Here is an 18,898-nt window from a genome sequence, read left to right as displayed (position 1 = left end):
CCGTCAGCCGGTTGGGACGCTCCAGCGCAGCAGGGTGCCTCCGAGTGCGCCCGAACCCGCCTCGAAGGTGCCGCCCAGCTGGCCGGCGCGGTCGTCCAGGTTGCGCAGCCCGCTCCGGCGGCCGTCCGGAGACAGGCCGACGCCGTTGTCCTCCACCGTCAGCGTGACGTTCCCTCCGCCGACCTCCGCCGTGACCTCGGCCCGGGTCGCCTTGGCATGTCGCACGAGGTTCGACAACGCCTCCCTGAGCACGGCGAGCAGCTGCTCGGCCACGGGTTCGGGCACGGCGTTGTCGAGCGGTCCTTCGAGCCGCAGCGCCGGGATGAACCCCAGATGCCCGCGGGCCCCCTCGACGAGCTCCACGATCTGGGCCCGCAGGCCCGATCCGCCGGGCCCGAGCGGACCCTGGAGCGCGAAGATCGTGGCCCTGATCTGGCGGATCGTCGCGTCGAGTTCGTCGATGGCGTGCTGGACGCGGGAGGCGCCTTCGGGCCGGTCGACCAGCCGGACCGTGCTCATCAGGGTCATCGCCACCGCGAACAGCCGCTGGATCACCACGTCGTGCAGATCCTTGGCGATGCGGTCGCGGTCCTCCAGCAGTCCCAGACGCTCGGCGTCCCTTCTCGCCTCGGCCAGCTCCAGCGCGATGGCGGCCTGGCCGGCGAAGGAGTGCAGCATGCGCACGGTCGAGGGGGCGAACGGGACGCGGCCCGGTCGCTTTCCGAACGTCAGCACGCCCCTGATCGATCCGGCCGCGCCCAGCGGGACGGCGGTGGCGGGACCGATCGGCAGGCTGTCGATGGTCTCGTAGTCTGTCGCGGTTAGGTCGCGGACCGTGACCGGCTCGCCGGTCAGGTAGGCCTGGCCGGACAGGGACCCGTCGACGCCGATCTCGGTGCCGAGCAGGCTTTCGGCGCCTTCGGAGATCAACACGCGGAGCGCCCGGCCGTCGTCGACGGGGAAGAGGATCGAGGCGACGTCGGCGTCCGCCATGTCCCGGACGTTCCGGGCCACCTGGCTGAGGACATCGCCCACGTCCGCGCCGGACAGCAGGCTCGTGGTCACCTCGGAGCTGGCCTGCAACCAGATCTCGCGGCGGTGGGTCTCGCCGTACAGGCGGGCGTTCTCGATGGCCACGCCGGCGGCGGTGGCCAGCGCGATGACGACCGCCTCGTCCTCCTCGTCGAATTCGGCGCCGCCGCGTTTCTCCGTGAGATAGAGGTTGCCGAAGACCTCCTCCCGGAGCCGCAGGGGGACACCGAGGAAGGAGCCCATCGGCGGGTGACCGGGGGGAAAGCCGTACGACTCGGGATGGTCGGAGATCCGGGACATCCGAAGCGGGCGAGGTTCCTTGATGAGCAGCCCGAGCAGGCCGAGACCATGAGGCCAGTGCTCGATGCGGGCGATCTCCTCCTCGCTGAGCCCGACGGGGATGAACTCCAGGAGGGTGTTCTCCTCGCCGATCACACCGAGGGCGCCATAGCTCGCGTCGACCAGCCGGGTGGCGGTCTCCACGATGCGCCGCAGCACCGTCTCGAGCTGGAGGTCGCTGCCGACCAGGACCACCGCTTCCAGGAGCGTGTGGACCCTGTCGCGGGTGGCGAGCACCGCTTCCAGGCGTGATTGCAGCTCGGAGAGCAGCTCATCCAGGCGCATGCTCGGAATCAGAGGGGGCGTCCCGTCCGCCGTCATGTCCTGAATTGAACCACCAACAGGTATCGAAATCCCCAAGGGGGTTGATGGACCAAAGTCCCCGGTCGGCGAGCCGTCCGGCCCTGCACCCTCGGGGGTCGTGGGCGGAAGTCTGGAGGCAGGGCCCGTTAAGGAGGCTTTGCCATGATCACTCCGCTGGCCACCGACCTCGGGGCACGACGACTGCTGATCGCGGCCGGTGAGGCTCCGTCAGTGCAGAACACCCAGCCGTGGCGCTTCCGGATCGTGCGCCGTGAATACCTCGAACTGTCCGCCGATCCCGAACGCCGACTGACGGTGGTCGACCCGCGTGCCAGGTCGCTGCACGTGAGTTGCGGCGCCGCCCTGCTCAATCTGCGGCTGGCCGTCCGGCAGACGGGCCATCATCCGCTGGTGTGGCTGATGCCCGAACCGGGTTTGCTGGCCGCCGTACGGCTCAAGGAGACCGAGCCGCCCCTCCCCGCCGAACGCGGCCTGTACGCCGCCATCCCCGTCCGCAGGACCAACCGCGAGCCCTACGACGACCGGGCCGTGCCCGCCGGGATCATCGGCGACATGAAGATCGCCGCCAGCCGGGAGGGCGCCTGCCTGGTCGTACTGGACTCCACCGGGGTTCGTGAGCTGCTCGAATACGTGGCCCTCGCGGAGGACGAGCTGGGACGCGACATCGACTATCAGGCGGAGCTCACGCGCTGGGCGGTGCCCGACTACGTACGCGGCCCCAGCCCGGCCGGGGATCCGCCGGTGACCCGGAACCTCGGTCGGCGGTATCGGTCGGCCGCGTTCGAGGCGCGGCCGCGGATCGCCGTCCTCACCACGCCCGGTGACCGCCCGGTCGACTGGCTGCGCGCCGGACAGGCGCTCGAACGGGTGCTCCTGGTCGCCACCGCCGCCGGGCTGTCCACGTCCTTCCTGAACCAGCCGCTCGACCTGCGCGACATGCGCGGTCACACCGGCCCCCGCCACAAGCGCGGGTATCCGCAAATGATCATCAGGTTCGGCTATGGCCCGCCCGTACCCCGCGCGCCTCGCCGTCCCGGGACCGAACTGGAGATCCACCATGTCTGAGGAATGCGACGTCCTGCTGCGCGACGGCGGCATCGCCCACATCCGCCGGCTTGATCCCGCCGACGCGCCGGACCTGCACCATCTGGTCGACCGCGTCTCCGAGACCTCCGCCTACCTGCGGTTCTTCACCGGGGGACGAGCGACCGCGCACACGTACATCGATCGCATCACCCGGCCCGGCCATGACGGTCATGTGCTGGTCGCCCTGGTGGAGGGACGGCTCGCCGCCGTGGCCGAGTACATCCCGGCCGGGCACGGCGCCGCCGACGTCGGCATTCTCGTGGACGACGCCCTGCACGGCACCGGCCTGGGCACGCTGCTCATCGAGCACCTGGCCCTCGCCGCCGCGGCCGAGGGGGTGACCCGCTTCGTCGCCGACGTCCTGACCGAGAACAAGGTCATGCTCGACGTGCTCTCCAACGTCGGCCTGCCGGTCGAGATCACCCGTAGTGGCCCTGACACCCGCGTGATCGTGGCACTCACCGCCGGAAGCCGCCTGGCCGGGACCATCGCGGCCCGCGACCACCAAGCCGAACGCGCCTCGTTGCGGCGGGTGCTGGAACCGCGTGCCGTGGCCGTCGTCGGCGCCGGCCGCGATCCCGGCTCGGTCGGGCACAAGGTGCTGCGCAACCTGATCGACGGGGGATTCCCGGGCACGATCTACCCCGTCAACCCGCACGCCGACGTGATCGCCGGATGGCCGGCCTATCACTCGCTGGCCATGCTGCCCGAGCAGGTCGACGTCGTCGTGGTGGCGGTCCCCGCCAAGGCCGTCCTGGACGTGGCCCGTGACTGCGCGGCGACGGGGGTGCGCGGCCTGGTGATCCTGTCCGCGGGCTTCGCCGAGCAGGGCGGCAAGGACGCGGAACGCGAACTCCTGACGATCTGCCGCACGGCGGGGATGCGCCTGATCGGCCCCAACTGCCTGGGCATCGTCAACACCGCCGCGCACCTGAACGCCAGCTTCCTGCGGGGCGCACCGGAACGGGGCGGTGTCGCGGTGATGTCCCAGTCGGGCGCGGTCGGCGCGGTGCTGCTCGACCGTCTGCCGATCTCCTCGTTCGTCTCGGTCGGCAACAAGGCCGACGTCAGCGGCAACGACCTGCTGGAGTACTGGGAGGACGACGAGGCCACCCGGGTCATCGCGCTCTACCTGGAGTCGTTCGGTAACCCCCGCAGGTTCGCCCGGATCGCCGCCCGGGTGGGCCGACGCAAGCCGGTCCTGCTGGTCAAGAGCGGCCGGTCGGACGCGGGCGAGCGGGCCGTGCGCTCCCACACCGCCGCCGCCGCGACCTCGGACATCGCCGTCGACGCGCTGGTCCGCGCCGCCGGGGTGATCCGCCTCGACAGCATCCGCGACCTGTACGACACCGCCCGTCTCCTGGAGACGCAGCCGCTGCCCGCCGGGCGGCGCGTCGCCATCGTCGGCAACTCGGGCGGTCCCGAGGCGATGACGGCCGACGTGTGTGAACGCGCGGGGCTGGCCGTCCCGGCCCTCACCCCCGGCGCCGAACTGCGGCGCAGGTTCCCGACGGCAGCGCTCGGCAACCCGGTCGACCTGGGCGCGGAGGCGTCCGCGGAGGACATCGGCCGGGGGATCGAAAGCGCTCTGACCGACCCCGAGGTGGACGTGGTCCTGGTCGTCTACACCCCGCCCTTCGGTTCCGGCGGGCCTGCCACCAAGGACGCGATAGCCAAGGTCACCCGTGATGCCCGCAAGCCGGTCATCGCCTGCATCCTCGGGGAAGACGGTCTCATCGACGGCCGGGTGCCGAGCTACGCGTACCCGGAACAGGCCGTGCAGGCACTGGCCCGTGTCGTCGACTACGCCGAGTGGCGGACCTCGCCCGTAGAGGAGGTGGAGACCAGCGGCTTCGACGACCTCACCGCGCGGGCACTGCTGTCGGGCCAGGCCCCCGAAGGATGGCTCGACCCCAGCGCGCTCGACGGACTGTTGCGGCACTTCGGCATCCCGCTCGTCCAGACGATCAGTGTGTCGGACGCCGACGCGGCGGCTGAGGCGTGCGCGGCCCTGGGCGGTCCGGTGGTGCTGAAGGCGGTCGGCCCCGTCCACAAGAGCGACGTCGGCGGTGTACGGGTCGGCCTTACCACCCCGGAGGAGACCAAGGCCGCGTTCACCGCGATGCGGGAGTCGATCGGCGCCGAGATGACCGCTGCCGTCGTCCAGCCGATGGTCGAGCAGGGTACCGAGATCATCGTGGGCGGCGTCAACTATCCGGCCTTCGGCCCGCTGGTCATGGTCGGCATGGGCGGCGTCACCGCCGACCTGCTCGCCGACCGCGCCTTCCGGGTGCCGCCCTTCTCGGCCGTGACCGCCGAGGCGATGATCCGCGAGCTCCGCTCGCATCCTCTTCTGTACGGCTACCGCGGCAGACCCCCGGCCGACGCGCGGGCGCTGGCAGACGTGATCGAGCGAGTCGGCCGGCTCATGGACGCCCTCCCCGAGGTCGCCGAACTCGACCTCAACCCGGTGATCGTCACCCCCGGCGGCGCCGTCGCCGTCGACGCCCGAATCCGTCTTGCCCCGGCCGGAAGCTCGCCGTCGCCCTACATCCGCAGACTCCGCTGACAGGAGGAGACATGAGCCCGAGGTCGTGACGGTGCACGCGAACGCGAGCTTCAAGGAGGTGGCCGAGACACTCATCGACAACGAGGTCAGCGCAGTTCCGGTCGTCGGCGACGACGGCCGGGTGCTCGGCGTCATCTCCGAACAGGACCTGCTGCGCAAGGAGCAGTTCCGCGAGCAGTACCACCGCGAGGGCTACCAGCCCCCGCTGCGCGCCCGCCTGCGTCACCGGCTGACCCAGACGTCCTCGGAGGGCGCCTCGGCATCGACACCGCCGACGTCGTCAACGCGATGACGTGGACGCAGGACGACGGGCCCACCTGGTCGGAGGCCTGAACAACGCGAAGAGCCGGCCCGGCGACTGACCGCCGGGCCGGCTCTTTCGTGCCGCGTTCACAGCAGCGGCGGGAAGACGGCCTCCGGAGTGGTGGCCGTCACAGTGATCTCGCCCACCGCGACGTCGATCACGCCGTCGATCTCCCGGATCTCCCGGAGAAGCCTGCGGAGCTCCACGTCGGCGATCTCTCCGGCGACGGTGACCATCCCCCGGTCGACGTCACAGGTGACCGCCTCGGGATTCGCGGCGACCGCGTGGACGGCCGCCGTGACATCTGCCGCCAGATCGGCCGCCGGACGGATGAACACCCGCAGCAGGTCGGACTGGTGGACGGTGCCGCAGACCCGACCCGTGACCGGGTCGATCACCGGCAGTTGCTTGACGCGGTGCTCGTGCATCAGCCGTGCGGCGGACTTCACCGACGTTCCCGGCGTCACGACGATCGCGGGCGAGGTCATCAGGTCGGCCGCCCGCACCGCCCGCTCCTTGCGGCGGCGCGCCCGGTTGCCCGGCCCGAACGAGGCGAACGTCCTGCGGGGGACGACCTCCCGCAGCAGCAGGTCGTCCTCCGACACCACCCCCACGGGCCGGCGGTCGGCGTCGACGACGGCGACCGCACCCACCTTGAACCGCTGCATGGCGGCCACGATCTCGGCGAACTCCGCCTCCATCTCCACGGCGATCGCCACGCGGCCCATCACGTCTTTGACCTCAACGGACATGGTCTCCTGCCTCCTCCACGGGCGTGCCGGGCCGGACGACCGCGACCGCGCACTCGGCGTGGTGCAGGACGGCCCGGCTGACCGAACCCATCAGCGCCGAGGCGAAGGCGCCCCGGCCGTGCGAGCCCACGACGAGCAGGTCCGCACCCGCGGAGGCGTCGACGAGGGCCGCGACCGGATGTCCCAGGCGAACGTCCTCGATGACCTTGATCTCCGGGTACCGCTCCCGCCACGGGTCGAGCACCCCCGCGACCACGGCATGCTGCGCGGTGCTGATCTCCTCCAGGTCGTAGACGACGCCGGGGGCGTACGCGTGCACCGGCTCCAGCCAGGCGCGCACCGCCCGAACCGCGCAGTGGCGCGAGCGGGCCTGCTCGAACGCGTAGGCCAGCGCGGGCTGAGCGGCGGGGGAGTCGTCCACACCGACGACGATCTCGCCGGTGCGCGGCCCCGGAAGGTGCCGCACCACCACCACGGGGCCCGGCACGTGGCCGGCGACGTGGGAGCTCACCGACCCGACGACCGCGCCCGCGAAGCCGCCCATGCCGCGGGTGCCGACCACCAGTTCCGCCGCGTCGGCGGCGGCGTGGCGCAGCACGTCCGCCGGCCGGCCCTCGATCTGCTTGGTGACGACGGTGATCGCGGGCTGTCTGGCCGTGGCGGCCTTCTCGGCCTCTTCGAGGACGCGGACGGCGCCACGCGACAGCGCGTCCTCCAGGATCGGGTTGGGAAACCTGGGGATCTCGTGCGGGGACCGGTCGACGGCGAAGACGACGTGCAGCGGCAGACCGGTCCGGGCCGCATCGTCCGCGGCCCACTCGATGGCGGCGACGGTGGACGGGGAACCGTCCACACCGACGACGATGGCTTCTTTCATGGCTCCTCCTGGGGTCACCTCCATGACACTCCGCGCGGCCTTCCGTCCCCAGGGACGAAGGTCCCCGCCGAGGGAGGCGAAAGCACCGGACCTGGTCGTCGGGCGTCATTCGGCGGCGATCCGACCGGCCGTCTCGACGAGCCGGCTGGCGTAGCCCCACTCGTTGTCGTACCAGCCGAACACCTTCACCAGGTCGCCGTCGACCTGGGTGAGCGGGGCGTCGAAGACGCAGGACGCCGGGTCGCCGATGACGTCGCCGGAGACCAGGGGAGCGGTGCTGTAGCGGAGCACACCCGCCAGAGCGTCCTCTCCGGCCTGGGCGAAGGCGTGGTTGACCTCCTCCACGGTCGTCCGGCGGGACACGACGGCCGACAGGTCGGTGAGCGAGCCGTCGGTGACGGGGACCCGCAGGGCGATGCCGTCGAGGCGCCCGGACAGGGCGGGCAGGACCTCGCCGACCATGCGGGCCGCGCCGGTCGTGGTGGGGATGATGTTCACGGCGGCCGAACGGGCGCGGCGCGGGTCCTTGTGGGGCGCGTCCAGCAGGCGCTGATCGCCGGTGTACGCGTGCACGGTGGTCATGAAGCCCTTGATCAGCCCGAACGCGTCGTCGAGCACCTTCACCATCGGCGCCACGCAGTTGGTGGTGCAGGACGCCATGGAGATGATCCGGTGGGCTGCCGGGTCGTAGGCGGCGTCGTTGACGCCGGGCACGATCGTCACGTCCATGCCCTTGCCGGGCGCGCTGACCAGCACCTTCCGCGCGCCGTTCTTCAGGTGCGTCTCCACGTCCTCGCGGGAACGGAACCGGCCGGTCGCCTCGATGACCAGGTCCACGCCGTAGGCCCGCCAGTCGATGCCGGAGGGGTGATGGTGGCCGGTCACCGGTATCCGCACGCCGCCGACCAGCAGACCGCCGGGGGTGGCCGCCACCGCCCTGTCGTAGGTGCCGTGCGTGGAGTCGTGCTTGAGCAGGTGGGCCAGCGATTCGGGGCCGGCGAGGTCGTTGACCGCCACGATGTCCAGGCCCCGGTCCAGGCCCGCCCGGAGCACGGCCCGGCCGATGCGCCCGAATCCGTTGATGCCGATCCTCGTCATGATCTTCTCCTTCGTTCCGTCGGGTCGAGCCGATCGTCCGGCCGGATTCCCGGCTGCCGTAGAGGCGAAGACCGTGGGATCGAGATGACTTTGGTCCTGGTCAGAGGTGACCTCCGTTTCGTGATCGGCGGCCGGCCGCGCGTGAGAGTGGGGGGTGCCGATCGATCCGAGGAGGTACGTGATGACGCTCACCGAAGCCTGGAGAGGGTTCCGCGGCCAGGCGTGGCGCACGGTCATCGACGTCCGCGCGTTCATCCAGGACAACTACACGCCGTACACGGGGGACGAGGGATTCCTCGCCGGGGCCACGCCCCGGACGAAGGCCCTGTGGGACAGGATCGCCGGGATGCTTCCCGAGGAGCGGCGGCGGGGCGTCTACGACGTCGACGTCGCCACGCCTGCGTCGATCACCGCGCACGGTCCCGGCTACATCGACCGGGAAACCGAGCTGATCGTGGGGCTGCAGACCGACGCACCGCTCAAACGGGCGATCATGCCCCAGGGCGGACTGCGCATGGTGGAGAACGGCCTGGCCGCCTACGGCCACGAACTCGACCCGAAGGTGAAGGAGATCTTCACCGAGTACCGCAAGACCCACAACGACGGCGTCTTCGACGCCTACACCCCGGAGATCCGGGCCGCCCGCCGGGCCGGGATCATCACCGGCCTGCCCGATGCCTACGGCCGGGGCCGCATCATCGGTGACTACCGCCGCGTCGCCCTGTACGGGGTGGACCGTCTCGTCGAGGCCAAGAAGGCCGAGCTCGGCGCCCTGGACGACGCGTTCTCCGCCGACACGGTGATCCGCGACCGGGAGGAGCTGAACGAGCAGATCCGCGCCCTGGGGGAGCTGCGCGCGATGGCCGCCTCCTACGGCCACGACGTCTCCGGCCCGGCCACGACCGCGCACGAGGCCGTGCAGTGGCTCTACTTCGCCTACCTGGCGGCGGTCAAGGAGCAGAACGGCGCCGCGATGTCGCTCGGCCGCACCTCGACGTTCCTGGACGTCTACCTCGAACGGGACCTGGCCGAAGGCCGGATCACCGAGGAACGCGCCCAGGAGCTGGTCGACGACTTCGTGATCAAACTGCGGATCGTCCGGTTCCTGCGCACCCCCGAATACGACCAGCTCTTCTCCGGCGACCCGACCTGGGTGACCGAGTCGATCGGCGGCATCGGCGACGACGGCCGCCCCCTGGTGACCCGCACGAGCTTCCGCTACCTGCAGACGCTGCGCAACCTCGGCCCCGCCCCGGAGCCCAACCTGACCGTGTTCTGGTCGCCGCGCCTGCCGGAGCCGTTCAAGCGCTTCTGCGCGGCGCTGTCGATCGAGACGAGTTCGATCCAGTACGAGAGCGACGAGCTGATGCGCCCGGTCTTCGGCGACGACACGGCCATCGCCTGCTGCGTCTCGGCGGCGCCCGTGGGACACCAGATGCAGTTCTTCGGCGCCCGGGTCAACCTCGCCAAGACCCTCCTGTACGCGATAAACGGTGGCCGCGACGAGATGACCGGCGACCAGATCGCCCCGCCGACGCCTCCGCTGACCGGGGAGTACCTGTCCTACGACGAACTCGCCCCGGCCTTCGACCGCATGATGGACTGGCTGGCCCGCACGTACGTGAACGCCCTCAACGTCATCCACTACATGCACGACAAGTACGCCTACGAGCGCATCGAGATGGCCCTGCACGACCACCCGGTCAAGCGCACCCTGGCGTGCGGCATCGCCGGTCTGTCTGTCGCCGCCGACAGCCTCTCGGCCGTCAGGCACGCCCGCGTCCGGGTGATCCGCGACGCGTCGGGCCTGGCCGTCGACTACGAGGTCGAGGGCGACTACCCGGCCTTCGGCAACAACGACGACCGGGTGGACGCCATCGCCGTCGACCTGGTCCGCTCGTTCATGGAGAAGGTCCGCAGGCACCCGGCGTACCGGGGAGCGGAACACACCCAGTCGGTGCTGACCATCACCTCGAACGTCGTGTACGGGAAGCACACGGGCAACACCCCCGACGGCCGCCGCTCGGGCCTGCCGTTCGCGCCCGGCGCCAACCCGATGAACGGCCGCGACCGGCACGGCATGATCGCCTCGGCCCTGTCGGTGGCCAAACTGCCCTACCGCGACGCGCAGGACGGCATCTCGCTGACCAACACCGTGACGCCCGACGGCCTGGGCCGGACCGAGGAGGAGCGCGTCACCAACCTGGCCGGCGTGCTGGACGGATACATGGACGCCGGCGGCTTCCACATGAACGTCAACGTGCTCACCCGCGCCGTGCTGCTCGACGCGATGGACCACCCCGAGCAGTACCCGCAGCTCACCATCCGCGTGAGCGGCTACGCCGTGAACTTCGTCCGGCTGACCAGGGAGCAGCAACAGGACGTGGTCGACCGCACCTTCCACGGGACGTTGTGATGGACGGGGCCGGGGTCATCAGCTCCTGGGACCTGTCGGTCGGCGTCGACGGCCCCGGCACCCGGTTCGTGGTCTTCACCTGCGGCTGCCCGCTGCGCTGCCTCTACTGCCAGAACCCCGAGACATGGCGCATGCGCGACGGCCGCCGCGTGACCGTCGACGAGGTGATGGCCGAGATCGCGAAGTACCGCCGCTTCATCCACGTCGCGGGCGGCGGCGTCACGATCAGCGGCGGGGAGCCGCTGCTCCAGCCGGAATTCACCGGCGAAATCCTGCGCCAGAGCCGCGCCCTGGGCCTGCACACCGCCCTGGACACCTCCGGCTATCTCGGCGACCGGGCGACCGACGAACTGCTGGCCGACACCGACCTGGTCCTGCTCGACATCAAGTCGGCTGACCCGGTGGCCTACCGGGCCCTCACGGGCGTGGACCTCGCCCCGACGCTGCGCTTCGCCCGCCGCCTCGCGGATCTGGGCCGGCCGACGTGGATCCGCTTCGTCCTGGTCCCCGGCCTGACCGACGCTGTGCGCGAGGTGGACGTCCTGGCGGCCTTCGTGTCGACGCTCCGGAACGTGGAGCGGGTGGACGTCCTGCCCTTCCACCGCATGGCCATCGGCAAGTACCGCGAGCTGGGCCTGGAGTTCCCCCTCGCGGACGTACGCCCCCCGGCTCCGGAACTGCTCGACCGGGTCCGTGAGCAGTTCCGGAACCTGGGCATCACGTGTTCTTGAGCTCCGCGGAGGGCTCAACGTCACCGCCGCGCGGGACCTAAGCCTCTCAATGCGCAGGTGAAGACGCGTGAGGGTGGAAGGGAGAGATCACAGAGGAGGAGCCATGCAGGCAGCGAACGTCATCGCCTTCGACAAGCCGATCGTGGTCACGGAGATGCCGGTCCCGCGGCCGGGGCCCGGTCAGGTTCTCATCCAGGTCGAGGCCAGCGGGTTGTGCCATACCGACATCCACGCCGCGCGGGGGGAGTGGCCGATCAAGCCGCGGCTGCCCTTCGTGCCCGGCCACGAAGGCGTCGGGATCATCCGGGAGCTCGGCGCCGGCGTCACCGGGCGACGGGTGGGGGAACGTGTGGCCGTGCCCTGGCTGGGTTCGGCGTGCGGCACGTGCGCCTACTGCGTCAGCGGCCGGGAGACGCTCTGCGCGGAGCAGTCGAACACCGGATACTCCGTCGACGGCTGCCACGCGCAGTGGACCGTCGCCGACGCCCGCTATGTGGTGCCCGTTCCCGACGGCGTTCCCCCGGTCGAGGCGGCGCCTCTCACCTGCGCGGGTGTCACGTCCTACAAGGCCGTCAAGATGTCGCGGGTGCGTCCCGGGGAGGTCGCCGCCGTCTTCGGCATTGGCGGCCTGGGCCACCTGGCCCTCCAGTACGCCCGGATCTTCGGCGCGGAGACCGTCGCGGTCGACGTCACCGAGGAGAAACTGCGGCTCGCGGCCCTGCTCGACGCCGACCACACGGTGAACGCGGCCGAGCAGGATCCCGTCGAGGTGATTATGGAGATGGGCGGCGCGGACGTGGCGATCGTGCTGGCCGCCGAACCGGCCGTGCTGGAGCAGGCGCACGCCACCCTACGTCCAGGGGGCCGGCTCGTCCTGGTCTCGCTGCCCAAGGACAACGAGATGCGGCTGCCGATCTTCGAGACCGTGCTCCACGGGCTCAGCGTGATCGGTTCCATCGTCGGGACCCGCGCGGATCTCGCCGAGGTGTTCGCGCTGCACGCGGCCGGGCGTACCGAGGTCGTGTGTGAGACGCGCCCGCTCGACGAGATCAACGAGGCCGTGGAGGACGTCCTGTCAGGCCGCGTGGGCGCGCGCCTGGTGTTCACGTTCTGAGCCCGCGACCAGCCTGACGAACGCCAGCCCGGTGAGCGCCGCCACGGTCACGGCCATGGCGGCGCCACCCAGCAGCCCGATCAGGGCGATGAGCCAGACCGGCTGTCCCTCGTGCCAGAGCGGGGTCGCCACGGCGGCGAACACGCCGAGCGCCAGCGCCCACGCCCCGGCGGTCGCCGCGATCCACCACGCCGACCCCGGCGATCGGACGGCGAGCACCCGCCACTGCAGCACACCCATGGCGCACAGACCCGCCACTCCGAGCGCGACCCGGTCGCCGACCGTGGCCGGCACCGCACCCGCCGCCCAGGCGATCGCCGCCCCGCACGAGGTCGCACCGGCCCAGGCCAGGGTCGGCACCCAGCTCAGCACGGTCCGCAGCGCGTAGGCCTGGGCGAGGCCGAGCACCAGTCCCTCCACCGCGCCCGCCGCGATCAACGCCAGGGCCTGGAGCAGCGGCGACCCCGATCCGGCCAGGAACGCGGCCACCACGGCGGGCACGGCGAAGCCGGCCAGTTCGCCAAGGGTCACCGCACGGAACCATCGACCCCACCGGCCGGTCGGTGTGACCCGAGGGTCGGCCGGGCCGACGACCATGGAGATCGCCACCCCCTCGGCCAGCGACCTCACCACCGGCTGCCCGAGCTCGGTCAGCGCCGCGCGGACGGCCGCCGGGTCAGTGGTGGCCGAGCCGTGCGCCGGATGCGATCTGCCGCGCAGGACGACGGTCAGTGCCGCCCCGCCTTCCAGATTCCACCACCACGTTCGGCCACGCCGGCTGACCACCGTGAGGACGTCGCCGTTCTCGGCGTACCGGACCGGAATCGTGTAGGCACGGCCGGAGCGCCGCCCGGTGATCACCAGCAGAACCACGAAACGGGACAAAAGGTCGTGCAGCGGGGACATCAGAATCCGGCGCACCACCGCGTTGACGACGCGCATGAGGACCTCCTTCATCGGTCCCTCCACCGTCCAGGACGGCCGCCGCCGGGGCACGGGCCGAAGGTCACCCCGCCTGGTGCCTTTGTACTCAGGAACCCCCGCCCACCGGTCGCGATGCTGGAGGCGGAGGTGGTCGGACATGATCGACCTACTTGTGGGAAACGCCCTCAAGGCCCTGGACGAGTACGCCGCCTACACCCAGGAGCAGATCGACCACATCGTGAAGAAGGCGTCCGTCGCGGCGCTGGACGAGCACGCGGAACTCGCCGACCTGGCGGTCCGGGAGACCGGGCGCGGCGTGTTCGAGGACAAGGCGGTCAAGAACCTCTTCGCCTGCGAGCACGTGACCAACAGCATGGCGGCCCTGAGAACCGTTGGCGTGATCTCCCGGGACGACATCACCGGCCTGGTCGAGATCGCCGAGCCGGTGGGCGTGATCGCCGGGATCACCCCGGTCACCAACCCCACCTCGACGACCATCTTCAAGGCCCTCATCGCGCTGAAGACCCGCAACCCGATCGTCTTCGCCTTCCACCCGGCGGCCCAGCAGTGCAGCGCCGCGGCGGCCCGGGTCGTCAGAGACGCGGCGGTGGCGGCCGGCGCGCCGGAGCACTGCGTGCAGTGGATCACCGAACCGTCGCTCCAGGCGACGACCGCCCTGATGCGGCACGACGGCGTCGCGACGATCCTGGCGACCGGTGGGAACGGCATGGTGCGCGCCGCCTACTCGGCGGGCAAGCCGGCGCTCGGCGTCGGGGCGGGCAACGTCCCCGCTTACGTCGAGGCCACCGCCGACGTGCGGCGCGCGGTGAACGACATCGTGCTGAGCAAGGCCTTCGACAACGGCATGGTGTGCGCGAGCGAGCAGGCGGTCATCCTCGACGCCGCGATCCACGACGCCGCGCTCGCCGAGTTCGGCCGTCTGCACGCCCACCTGGCCACCCCCGACGAGAAGCGCATGCTGGAGGATCTGCTCTTCGTCTCGGGCGCCATCAATCCCGACGTGGTGGGCCGTCCCGTCGAGTGGATCGCCGAGCAGGCCGGGTTCACCGTTCCCGAGGGGACTTCGATCATCCTGGCCGAGGTGGCGGGCGTCGGACCAACTGAGCCGCTGACCCGGGAGAAGCTGTGCCCGGTGCTCGCGGTGCTGACGGCGGGCGACCGCCAGGAGGGCATCACGCTCGCCGAGCGCATGGTCGAGTTCGGCGGCCTCGGACACAGCGCCGCCGTCCACACCCGCGACGAGGCTCTGGCCGAGGAGTTCGGGGAGCGGGTGAAGGCCGTGCGCATCATCTGGAACTCGCCTGCCTCACAGGGCGGCATCGGCGACATCTACAACGCCTTCCTGCCTTCGCTCACCCTCGGATGCGGCAGCTACGGACGCAACTCGGTGTCGCACAACATCTCGGCCGTCGACCTGCTCAACATCAAGCGCATCGGGCGGCGCACCAACAACCTCCAGTGGTTCAAGGTCCCCGCCAAGATCTACTTCGAGCCGCACGCCATCCGCTATCTGACCGACATGGCGGACGTGCGCCGCGTGACCGTCGTGACCGACCCGACGATGACCCGTCTCGGCTACGTCGACCGGATCATCACCGTGCTGAACCGGCGTCCCGAGCGGGTCGCGCTCCAGATCATCGACGACGTCGAGCCGGAGCCCAGCGTCGCCACGGTGGATCGGGGCGCCGAGCTCATGCGTTCCTTCAAGCCCGACACGATCATCGCGCTGGGCGGCGGGTCCGCGATGGACGCCGCCAAGGTCATGTGGCTGCGCTACGAGCACCCCGAGGTCGTCTTTGCCGACATGCGGCAGAAGTTCTTCGACATCCGCAAGCGCGCGTTCCGGTTCCCGCCGCTCGGCGGGCTGGCCCGCCTGGTCTGCGTGCCCACGACCTCGGGGACGGGCGCGGAGGTGACGCCCTTCGCGGTCATCACCGACACGGCGACCGGGAAGAAGTATCCGCTGGCCGACTACGCGCTGACCCCGACCGTGGCGATCATCGACCCGGTGCTCGCCGCCGACCTGCCTCCGGTGGTCACCGCCGACAGCGGCTTCGACGCGCTCACCCACGCCATCGAGGCCTACGTGTCGGTGTACGCGAGCGACTTCACCGACGGCCTCGCCCTGCACGCCATCAAGCTGATCTTCGCCAACCTGGAGCGGGCCGTCCGGAACGGCGCGGCCGACCCCGAGGCGCGGGAACGTATGCACAACGCCGGGACCATCGCCGGCATGGCGTTCGGCAACGCCTTCCTCGGCATCGTGCACGCCATGTCGCACACCCTGGGCGCGACCTTCCACATCGCCCACGGCCGGACCAACGCCGTCCTGCTCCCGCACGTCATCCGCTACAACGGCACCGTCCCCGCCAAGCCCACCGGCTGGCCGAAATACGAGCACTACCGCGCACCCGAACGCTTCGCCGAGATCGCCCGCTCGCTCGGCGTCGACGGCGGCGCGGAGGAACTGGCCCAAGCCGTCGAGCGGCTGCGTGACGCCGTCGGCATCGAGCCGTCGTTCCAGGCCCTCGGCGTCGACGAGCGGGACTTCCTGGACGCCCTGCCCGCGCAGGCCCGCAACGCCTACGAGGACCAGTGCGCCCCCGCCAACCCGCGCATGCCGATGCTCGCGGACATGCGCGCGCTCATGCGCGCCGCCTATTACGGCGCCTCTCGTGGTGAGGAGTGACAGATGTCCTACGTACGTGACTTCACCGACGGTGGCATGGACCTCAAGGACCTGCTCGGCGGCAAGGGCGCCAACCTCGCCGAGATGACCCGGATGGGCCTGCCGGTGCCGCCCGGCTTCACCGTCACGACCGAGGCGTGCCGCACGTACCTCAAGCTGGGGGAGGCGCCCGACGGGTTGTTCGCCGAGATCTGCCGTCACCTCGGCGACGTCGAGCGGGCCATGGGCCGCCGTCTCGGCGACCCGGACGACCCGCTGCTGCTGTCGGTCCGGTCGGGCGGCAAGTTCTCCATGCCGGGGATGATGGAGACGATCCTCGACATCGGCCTCAACGACGCCACCGTCGAGGGCCTGGCCGCCGTCTCCGGCGACGACCGGTTCGCCTGGGACTGCTACCGGCGGCTCATCTCCATGTACGGCTCCACCGTGGCCCACATCCCACACGACCTGTTCGAACAGGCGCACGCCGCCGAATCCGATCCGCGCCGCCTGGTCGCCGCGTACAAGCGGATCTTCGCCGACCAGACCGGCCAGGAGTTCCCGCAGGATCCGCAGGCCCAGCTCGAAGGGGCGGTGCTGGCCGTCTTCCGGTCGTGGAACACCGAGCGGGCCCGTGTCTACCGCCGGGCCGAGCACATCCCCGACGACCTCGGCACCGCGGTGAACATCATGGCCATGGTGTACGGCAACCGCGGTCCCGCTTCCGGCACCGGTGTCGCCTTCACCCGCGACCCCGCCACAGGCGCCCGCGGCGTCTACGGCGACTATCTGCAGAACGCCCAGGGCGAGGACGTCGTCGCCGGCATCCGCGACACCCTTCCCCTCAGCCGGCTGGCCGAGCTGGACCGCCGGTGCTTCGACGAGCTCACGGCCGCCCTCGCGGCGCTGGAGGCCCGCTACCGCGACCTGTGCGACGTGGAGTTCACCATCGAGGAGGGCCGGCTGTGGCTGCTCCAGACCCGGGTGGGCAAGCGCACCGCGGCCGCCGCCTTCGTCATCGCGGCCCAGCTCGTCGACGAGGGCGTCATCACCCTCGACGAGGCCCTCCTCCGGGTTGACGGCGCCCGCCTCGCCCAGCTGATGTTCCCCCGATTCGACCTGGCCGACGCGCCGCCTCCGCTGGCCACCGGCGTGCCGGCCTCGCCCGGAGCCGCCTGCGGCAGAGTCGTCTTCGACTCCCGGAGAGCCACCGAGACGCGCGGCCCGGTCATCCTGGTCCGCCGTGAGACCAACCCCGACGACCTGCCCGGCATGCTGGCCGCGACCGGCATCCTGACCAGCCACGGCGGCAAGACCTCCCACGCCGCCGTCGTCGCCCGGGGCATGGGCCGCACCTGCGTGTGCGGCGCGCCCATCGAGGTCGACGAGGAGCGACGGGAGTTCCGCGCCGGAGACGTGGTGGTCGCAGAAGGAGACCTGATCTCCGTCGACGGCGCCACCGGCCACGTCTACCCCGGCGAACTCCCCGTCACGCCGTCACCGGTGGTCCGCTACTTCGACGGTGCGGTCTCCGCCGACTCCGGTCCGCTCGTCTCGGCGGTCGCCCGATTGGTCGGCCGCGCCGACGCGGTGCGCCGTCTGGGCGTGTACGCCAACGCCGACACCCCCGAGGACGCCGCCCGCGCCCGCCGCTTCGGAGCGGCCGGGATCGGGCTGTGCCGCACCGAGCACATGTTCCTCGGAGAACGACGCAGGCTCGTCGAGCGCCTGATCATCGCCCAGGACGAGACCGAGATCCGGGCCGCGCTCGACGCGCTGCTGCCGCTCCAGCGGGCCGACTTCACCCGCATCCTGGCCGCCATGGACGGCCTGCCGGTGACGATCCGCCTGATCGATCCGCCGCTGCACGAGTTCCTGCCGTCGTACGAGGACCTCCTCGGCGCCGCCGACGACCACTCCCGCGAGCTGCTGACCGCCGTACGCCGCCTGCGGGAGACCAACCCCATGCTGGGCCTGCGCGGAGTCCGCCTCGGTCTGCTCGTCCCCGGCCTCTTCGCCATGCAGGTCAGAGCCATCGCGGAGGCCGCCGCCGAGCGCACGGCCGCCGGAGGCCGGCCGAGGCCCGAGATCATGGTGCCCCTGGTGGGCGATGTCAGGGAACTGGCGGCCGTGAAGGCGGAAGCCGTACAGGTGATGGAGGGAATCTTCCCCGGCATCCCGATCGGCACGATGATCGAGGTGCCGCGCGCGGCCCTGACCGCCGGGCGGATCGCTTCCGAGGCCGAGTTCTTCTCCTTCGGCACCAACGACCTCACCCAGATGACGTGGGGTTTCTCCCGCGACGACGTCGAAGGGTCGATCTTCCCCGCCTATCTGCGGATGGGGATCCTGGAGGAGTCCCCATTCGAGACCCTCGACCAGCCCGGCATCGGCCGACTGATCACGATCGCCGTGGACGAGGGCCGGCGCGCCCGCCCCGACCTGCGGATCGGCGTCTGCGGCGAGCACGGCGGTGACCCCGCCTCGATCCGGTTCTTCCACGAAGCCGGGCTCGACTACGTGTCCTGTTCGCCCTTCCGGGTCCCGGTGGCCTGTCTCGAAGCGGCCCGTGCCGCCCTGCTGTCCCCGGAATGAGAGGAGAAAGACCATGCGTGTCAGCGTGCGGGACGTCATGACGCCCGA

The 18,898-nt window shown here is 71.1% G+C and carries 13 protein-coding genes; 8 read left to right on the top strand and 5 right to left on the bottom strand.

All coding sequences use genetic code 11. From position 1 onward, the window contains the following. Positions 1-3: 3 nt before the first annotated feature. Entirely contained in the window at positions 4-1,656 is a 1,653-nt protein-coding gene (locus AW274_RS24600) for a sensor histidine kinase (protein ID WP_232320341.1), read from the bottom strand. Positions 1,657-1,836: 180 nt separating this feature from the next. Here AW274_RS24600 and AW274_RS24595 point away from each other — a divergent pair, with 180 nt between their 5' ends. The 3 genes from AW274_RS24595 to AW274_RS24585 are packed head-to-tail and all read left to right on the top strand — an operon-like array spanning position 1,837 to position 5,642. Then, positions 1,837-2,760 carry an Acg family FMN-binding oxidoreductase gene (locus AW274_RS24595; RefSeq protein ID WP_062436683.1) on the top strand — a complete coding sequence of 308 codons (924 nt, stop codon included), beginning with the start codon at positions 1,837-1,839 and terminating at the stop codon, positions 2,758-2,760. Continuing rightward, positions 2,753-5,350, top strand: coding sequence for a bifunctional acetate--CoA ligase family protein/GNAT family N-acetyltransferase (locus AW274_RS24590; RefSeq protein ID WP_062437927.1), 2,598 nt, complete (start codon positions 2,753-2,755; stop codon positions 5,348-5,350). The genes AW274_RS24595 and AW274_RS24590 overlap by 8 nt, the downstream gene beginning before the upstream one ends. A 25-nt stretch (positions 5,351-5,375) precedes the next feature. Then, positions 5,376-5,642, top strand: a complete 267-nt coding sequence (locus tag AW274_RS24585; RefSeq protein ID WP_062436681.1) for a CBS domain-containing protein — start codon at positions 5,376-5,378, stop codon at positions 5,640-5,642. Positions 5,643-5,740: 98 nt separating this feature from the next. Here AW274_RS24585 and AW274_RS24580 read toward each other — a convergent pair whose 3' ends face one another. From AW274_RS24580 to gap, 3 genes are all read right to left on the bottom strand, one after another. Continuing rightward, positions 5,741-6,406 carry a CBS domain-containing protein gene (locus AW274_RS24580; protein ID WP_083974759.1) on the bottom strand — a complete coding sequence of 222 codons (666 nt, stop codon included), beginning with the start codon at positions 6,404-6,406 and terminating at the stop codon, positions 5,741-5,743. Then, positions 6,396-7,283: a universal stress protein gene (locus AW274_RS24575; protein ID WP_062436679.1), complete on the bottom strand. Its 888-nt coding sequence runs from the start codon at positions 7,281-7,283 to the stop codon at positions 6,396-6,398. Before AW274_RS24575 ends, AW274_RS24580 begins: the two co-directional genes overlap by 11 nt. Positions 7,284-7,388: 105 nt before the next feature. Continuing rightward, positions 7,389-8,384, bottom strand: a complete 996-nt coding sequence (gap, locus tag AW274_RS24570; protein WP_198169447.1) for a type I glyceraldehyde-3-phosphate dehydrogenase — start codon at positions 8,382-8,384, stop codon at positions 7,389-7,391. A 178-nt stretch (positions 8,385-8,562) separates the two neighbouring features. On the opposite strand from gap, the gene pflB reads away from it, so the two are divergent. From pflB to AW274_RS24555, 3 genes are all read left to right on the top strand, one after another. Continuing rightward, the gene (gene pflB / locus AW274_RS24565) at positions 8,563-10,797 is read left to right on the top strand and encodes a formate C-acetyltransferase (RefSeq protein WP_062436675.1); all 2,235 of its coding nucleotides are present in this window, start codon (positions 8,563-8,565) and stop codon (positions 10,795-10,797) included. Continuing rightward, complete coding sequence (gene pflA / locus AW274_RS24560; protein ID WP_062436673.1) at positions 10,797-11,528, top strand: pyruvate formate-lyase-activating protein; 732 nt, start codon at positions 10,797-10,799, stop codon at positions 11,526-11,528. The genes pflB and pflA overlap by 1 nt, the downstream gene beginning before the upstream one ends. Before the next feature lie 103 nt (positions 11,529-11,631). Beyond that, complete coding sequence (locus AW274_RS24555) at positions 11,632-12,642, top strand: zinc-dependent alcohol dehydrogenase (protein ID WP_062436671.1); 1,011 nt, start codon at positions 11,632-11,634, stop codon at positions 12,640-12,642. Here the strand turns inward: AW274_RS24555 and AW274_RS39500 are convergent. Continuing rightward, a complete protein-coding gene (locus tag AW274_RS39500; RefSeq protein ID WP_062436670.1) occupies positions 12,604-13,599 on the bottom strand; it encodes a nitroreductase/quinone reductase family protein in 996 nt (331 codons plus the stop codon). The two genes, AW274_RS24555 and AW274_RS39500, sit on opposite strands and share 39 nt — an antisense overlap. A 124-nt stretch (positions 13,600-13,723) precedes the next feature. Between AW274_RS39500 and adhE the strand changes: the two genes are divergently transcribed. Together adhE and ppdK are read left to right on the top strand one after the other, a co-directional pair. Next, positions 13,724-16,276 (top strand): bifunctional acetaldehyde-CoA/alcohol dehydrogenase, encoded by a 2,553-nt coding sequence (gene adhE / locus AW274_RS24545; protein ID WP_083974755.1) that lies wholly within the window; start codon positions 13,724-13,726, stop codon positions 16,274-16,276. Between the two features lie 3 nt (positions 16,277-16,279). After that, complete coding sequence (gene ppdK, locus AW274_RS24540; RefSeq protein WP_062436666.1) at positions 16,280-18,850, top strand: pyruvate, phosphate dikinase; 2,571 nt, start codon at positions 16,280-16,282, stop codon at positions 18,848-18,850. Positions 18,851-18,898: the final 48 nt, after the last annotated feature.

This window comes from Herbidospora daliensis (genome assembly GCF_001570585.1).
GTDB classification, from domain to species: Bacteria; Actinomycetota; Actinomycetes; order Streptosporangiales; family Streptosporangiaceae; genus Herbidospora; species Herbidospora daliensis.
Note: the sequence above shows the minus strand (reverse complement) of the source record. Positions and strands in the feature narration are given on the sequence as shown.

Coding starts and splice junctions, on each gene's coding strand:
- pflA (WP_062436673.1), top strand. CDS start 10,797: ATGGACGGGGCCGGGGTCATCAGCTCCTGGGACCTGTCGGTCGGCGTC.
- ppdK (WP_062436666.1), top strand. CDS start 16,280: ATGTCCTACGTACGTGACTTCACCGACGGTGGCATGGACCTCAAGGAC.
- pflB (WP_062436675.1), top strand. CDS start 8,563: ATGACGCTCACCGAAGCCTGGAGAGGGTTCCGCGGCCAGGCGTGGCGC.
- AW274_RS39500 (WP_062436670.1), bottom strand. CDS start 13,599: ATGAAGGAGGTCCTCATGCGCGTCGTCAACGCGGTGGTGCGCCGGATT.
- AW274_RS24555 (WP_062436671.1), top strand. CDS start 11,632: ATGCAGGCAGCGAACGTCATCGCCTTCGACAAGCCGATCGTGGTCACG.
- AW274_RS24600 (WP_232320341.1), bottom strand. CDS start 1,656: ATGCGCCTGGATGAGCTGCTCTCCGAGCTGCAATCACGCCTGGAAGCG.
- adhE (WP_083974755.1), top strand. CDS start 13,724: ATGATCGACCTACTTGTGGGAAACGCCCTCAAGGCCCTGGACGAGTAC.
- AW274_RS24580 (WP_083974759.1), bottom strand. CDS start 6,406: ATGTCCGTTGAGGTCAAAGACGTGATGGGCCGCGTGGCGATCGCCGTG.
- AW274_RS24590 (WP_062437927.1), top strand. CDS start 2,753: ATGTCTGAGGAATGCGACGTCCTGCTGCGCGACGGCGGCATCGCCCAC.
- AW274_RS24595 (WP_062436683.1), top strand. CDS start 1,837: ATGATCACTCCGCTGGCCACCGACCTCGGGGCACGACGACTGCTGATC.
- AW274_RS24575 (WP_062436679.1), bottom strand. CDS start 7,283: ATGAAAGAAGCCATCGTCGTCGGTGTGGACGGTTCCCCGTCCACCGTC.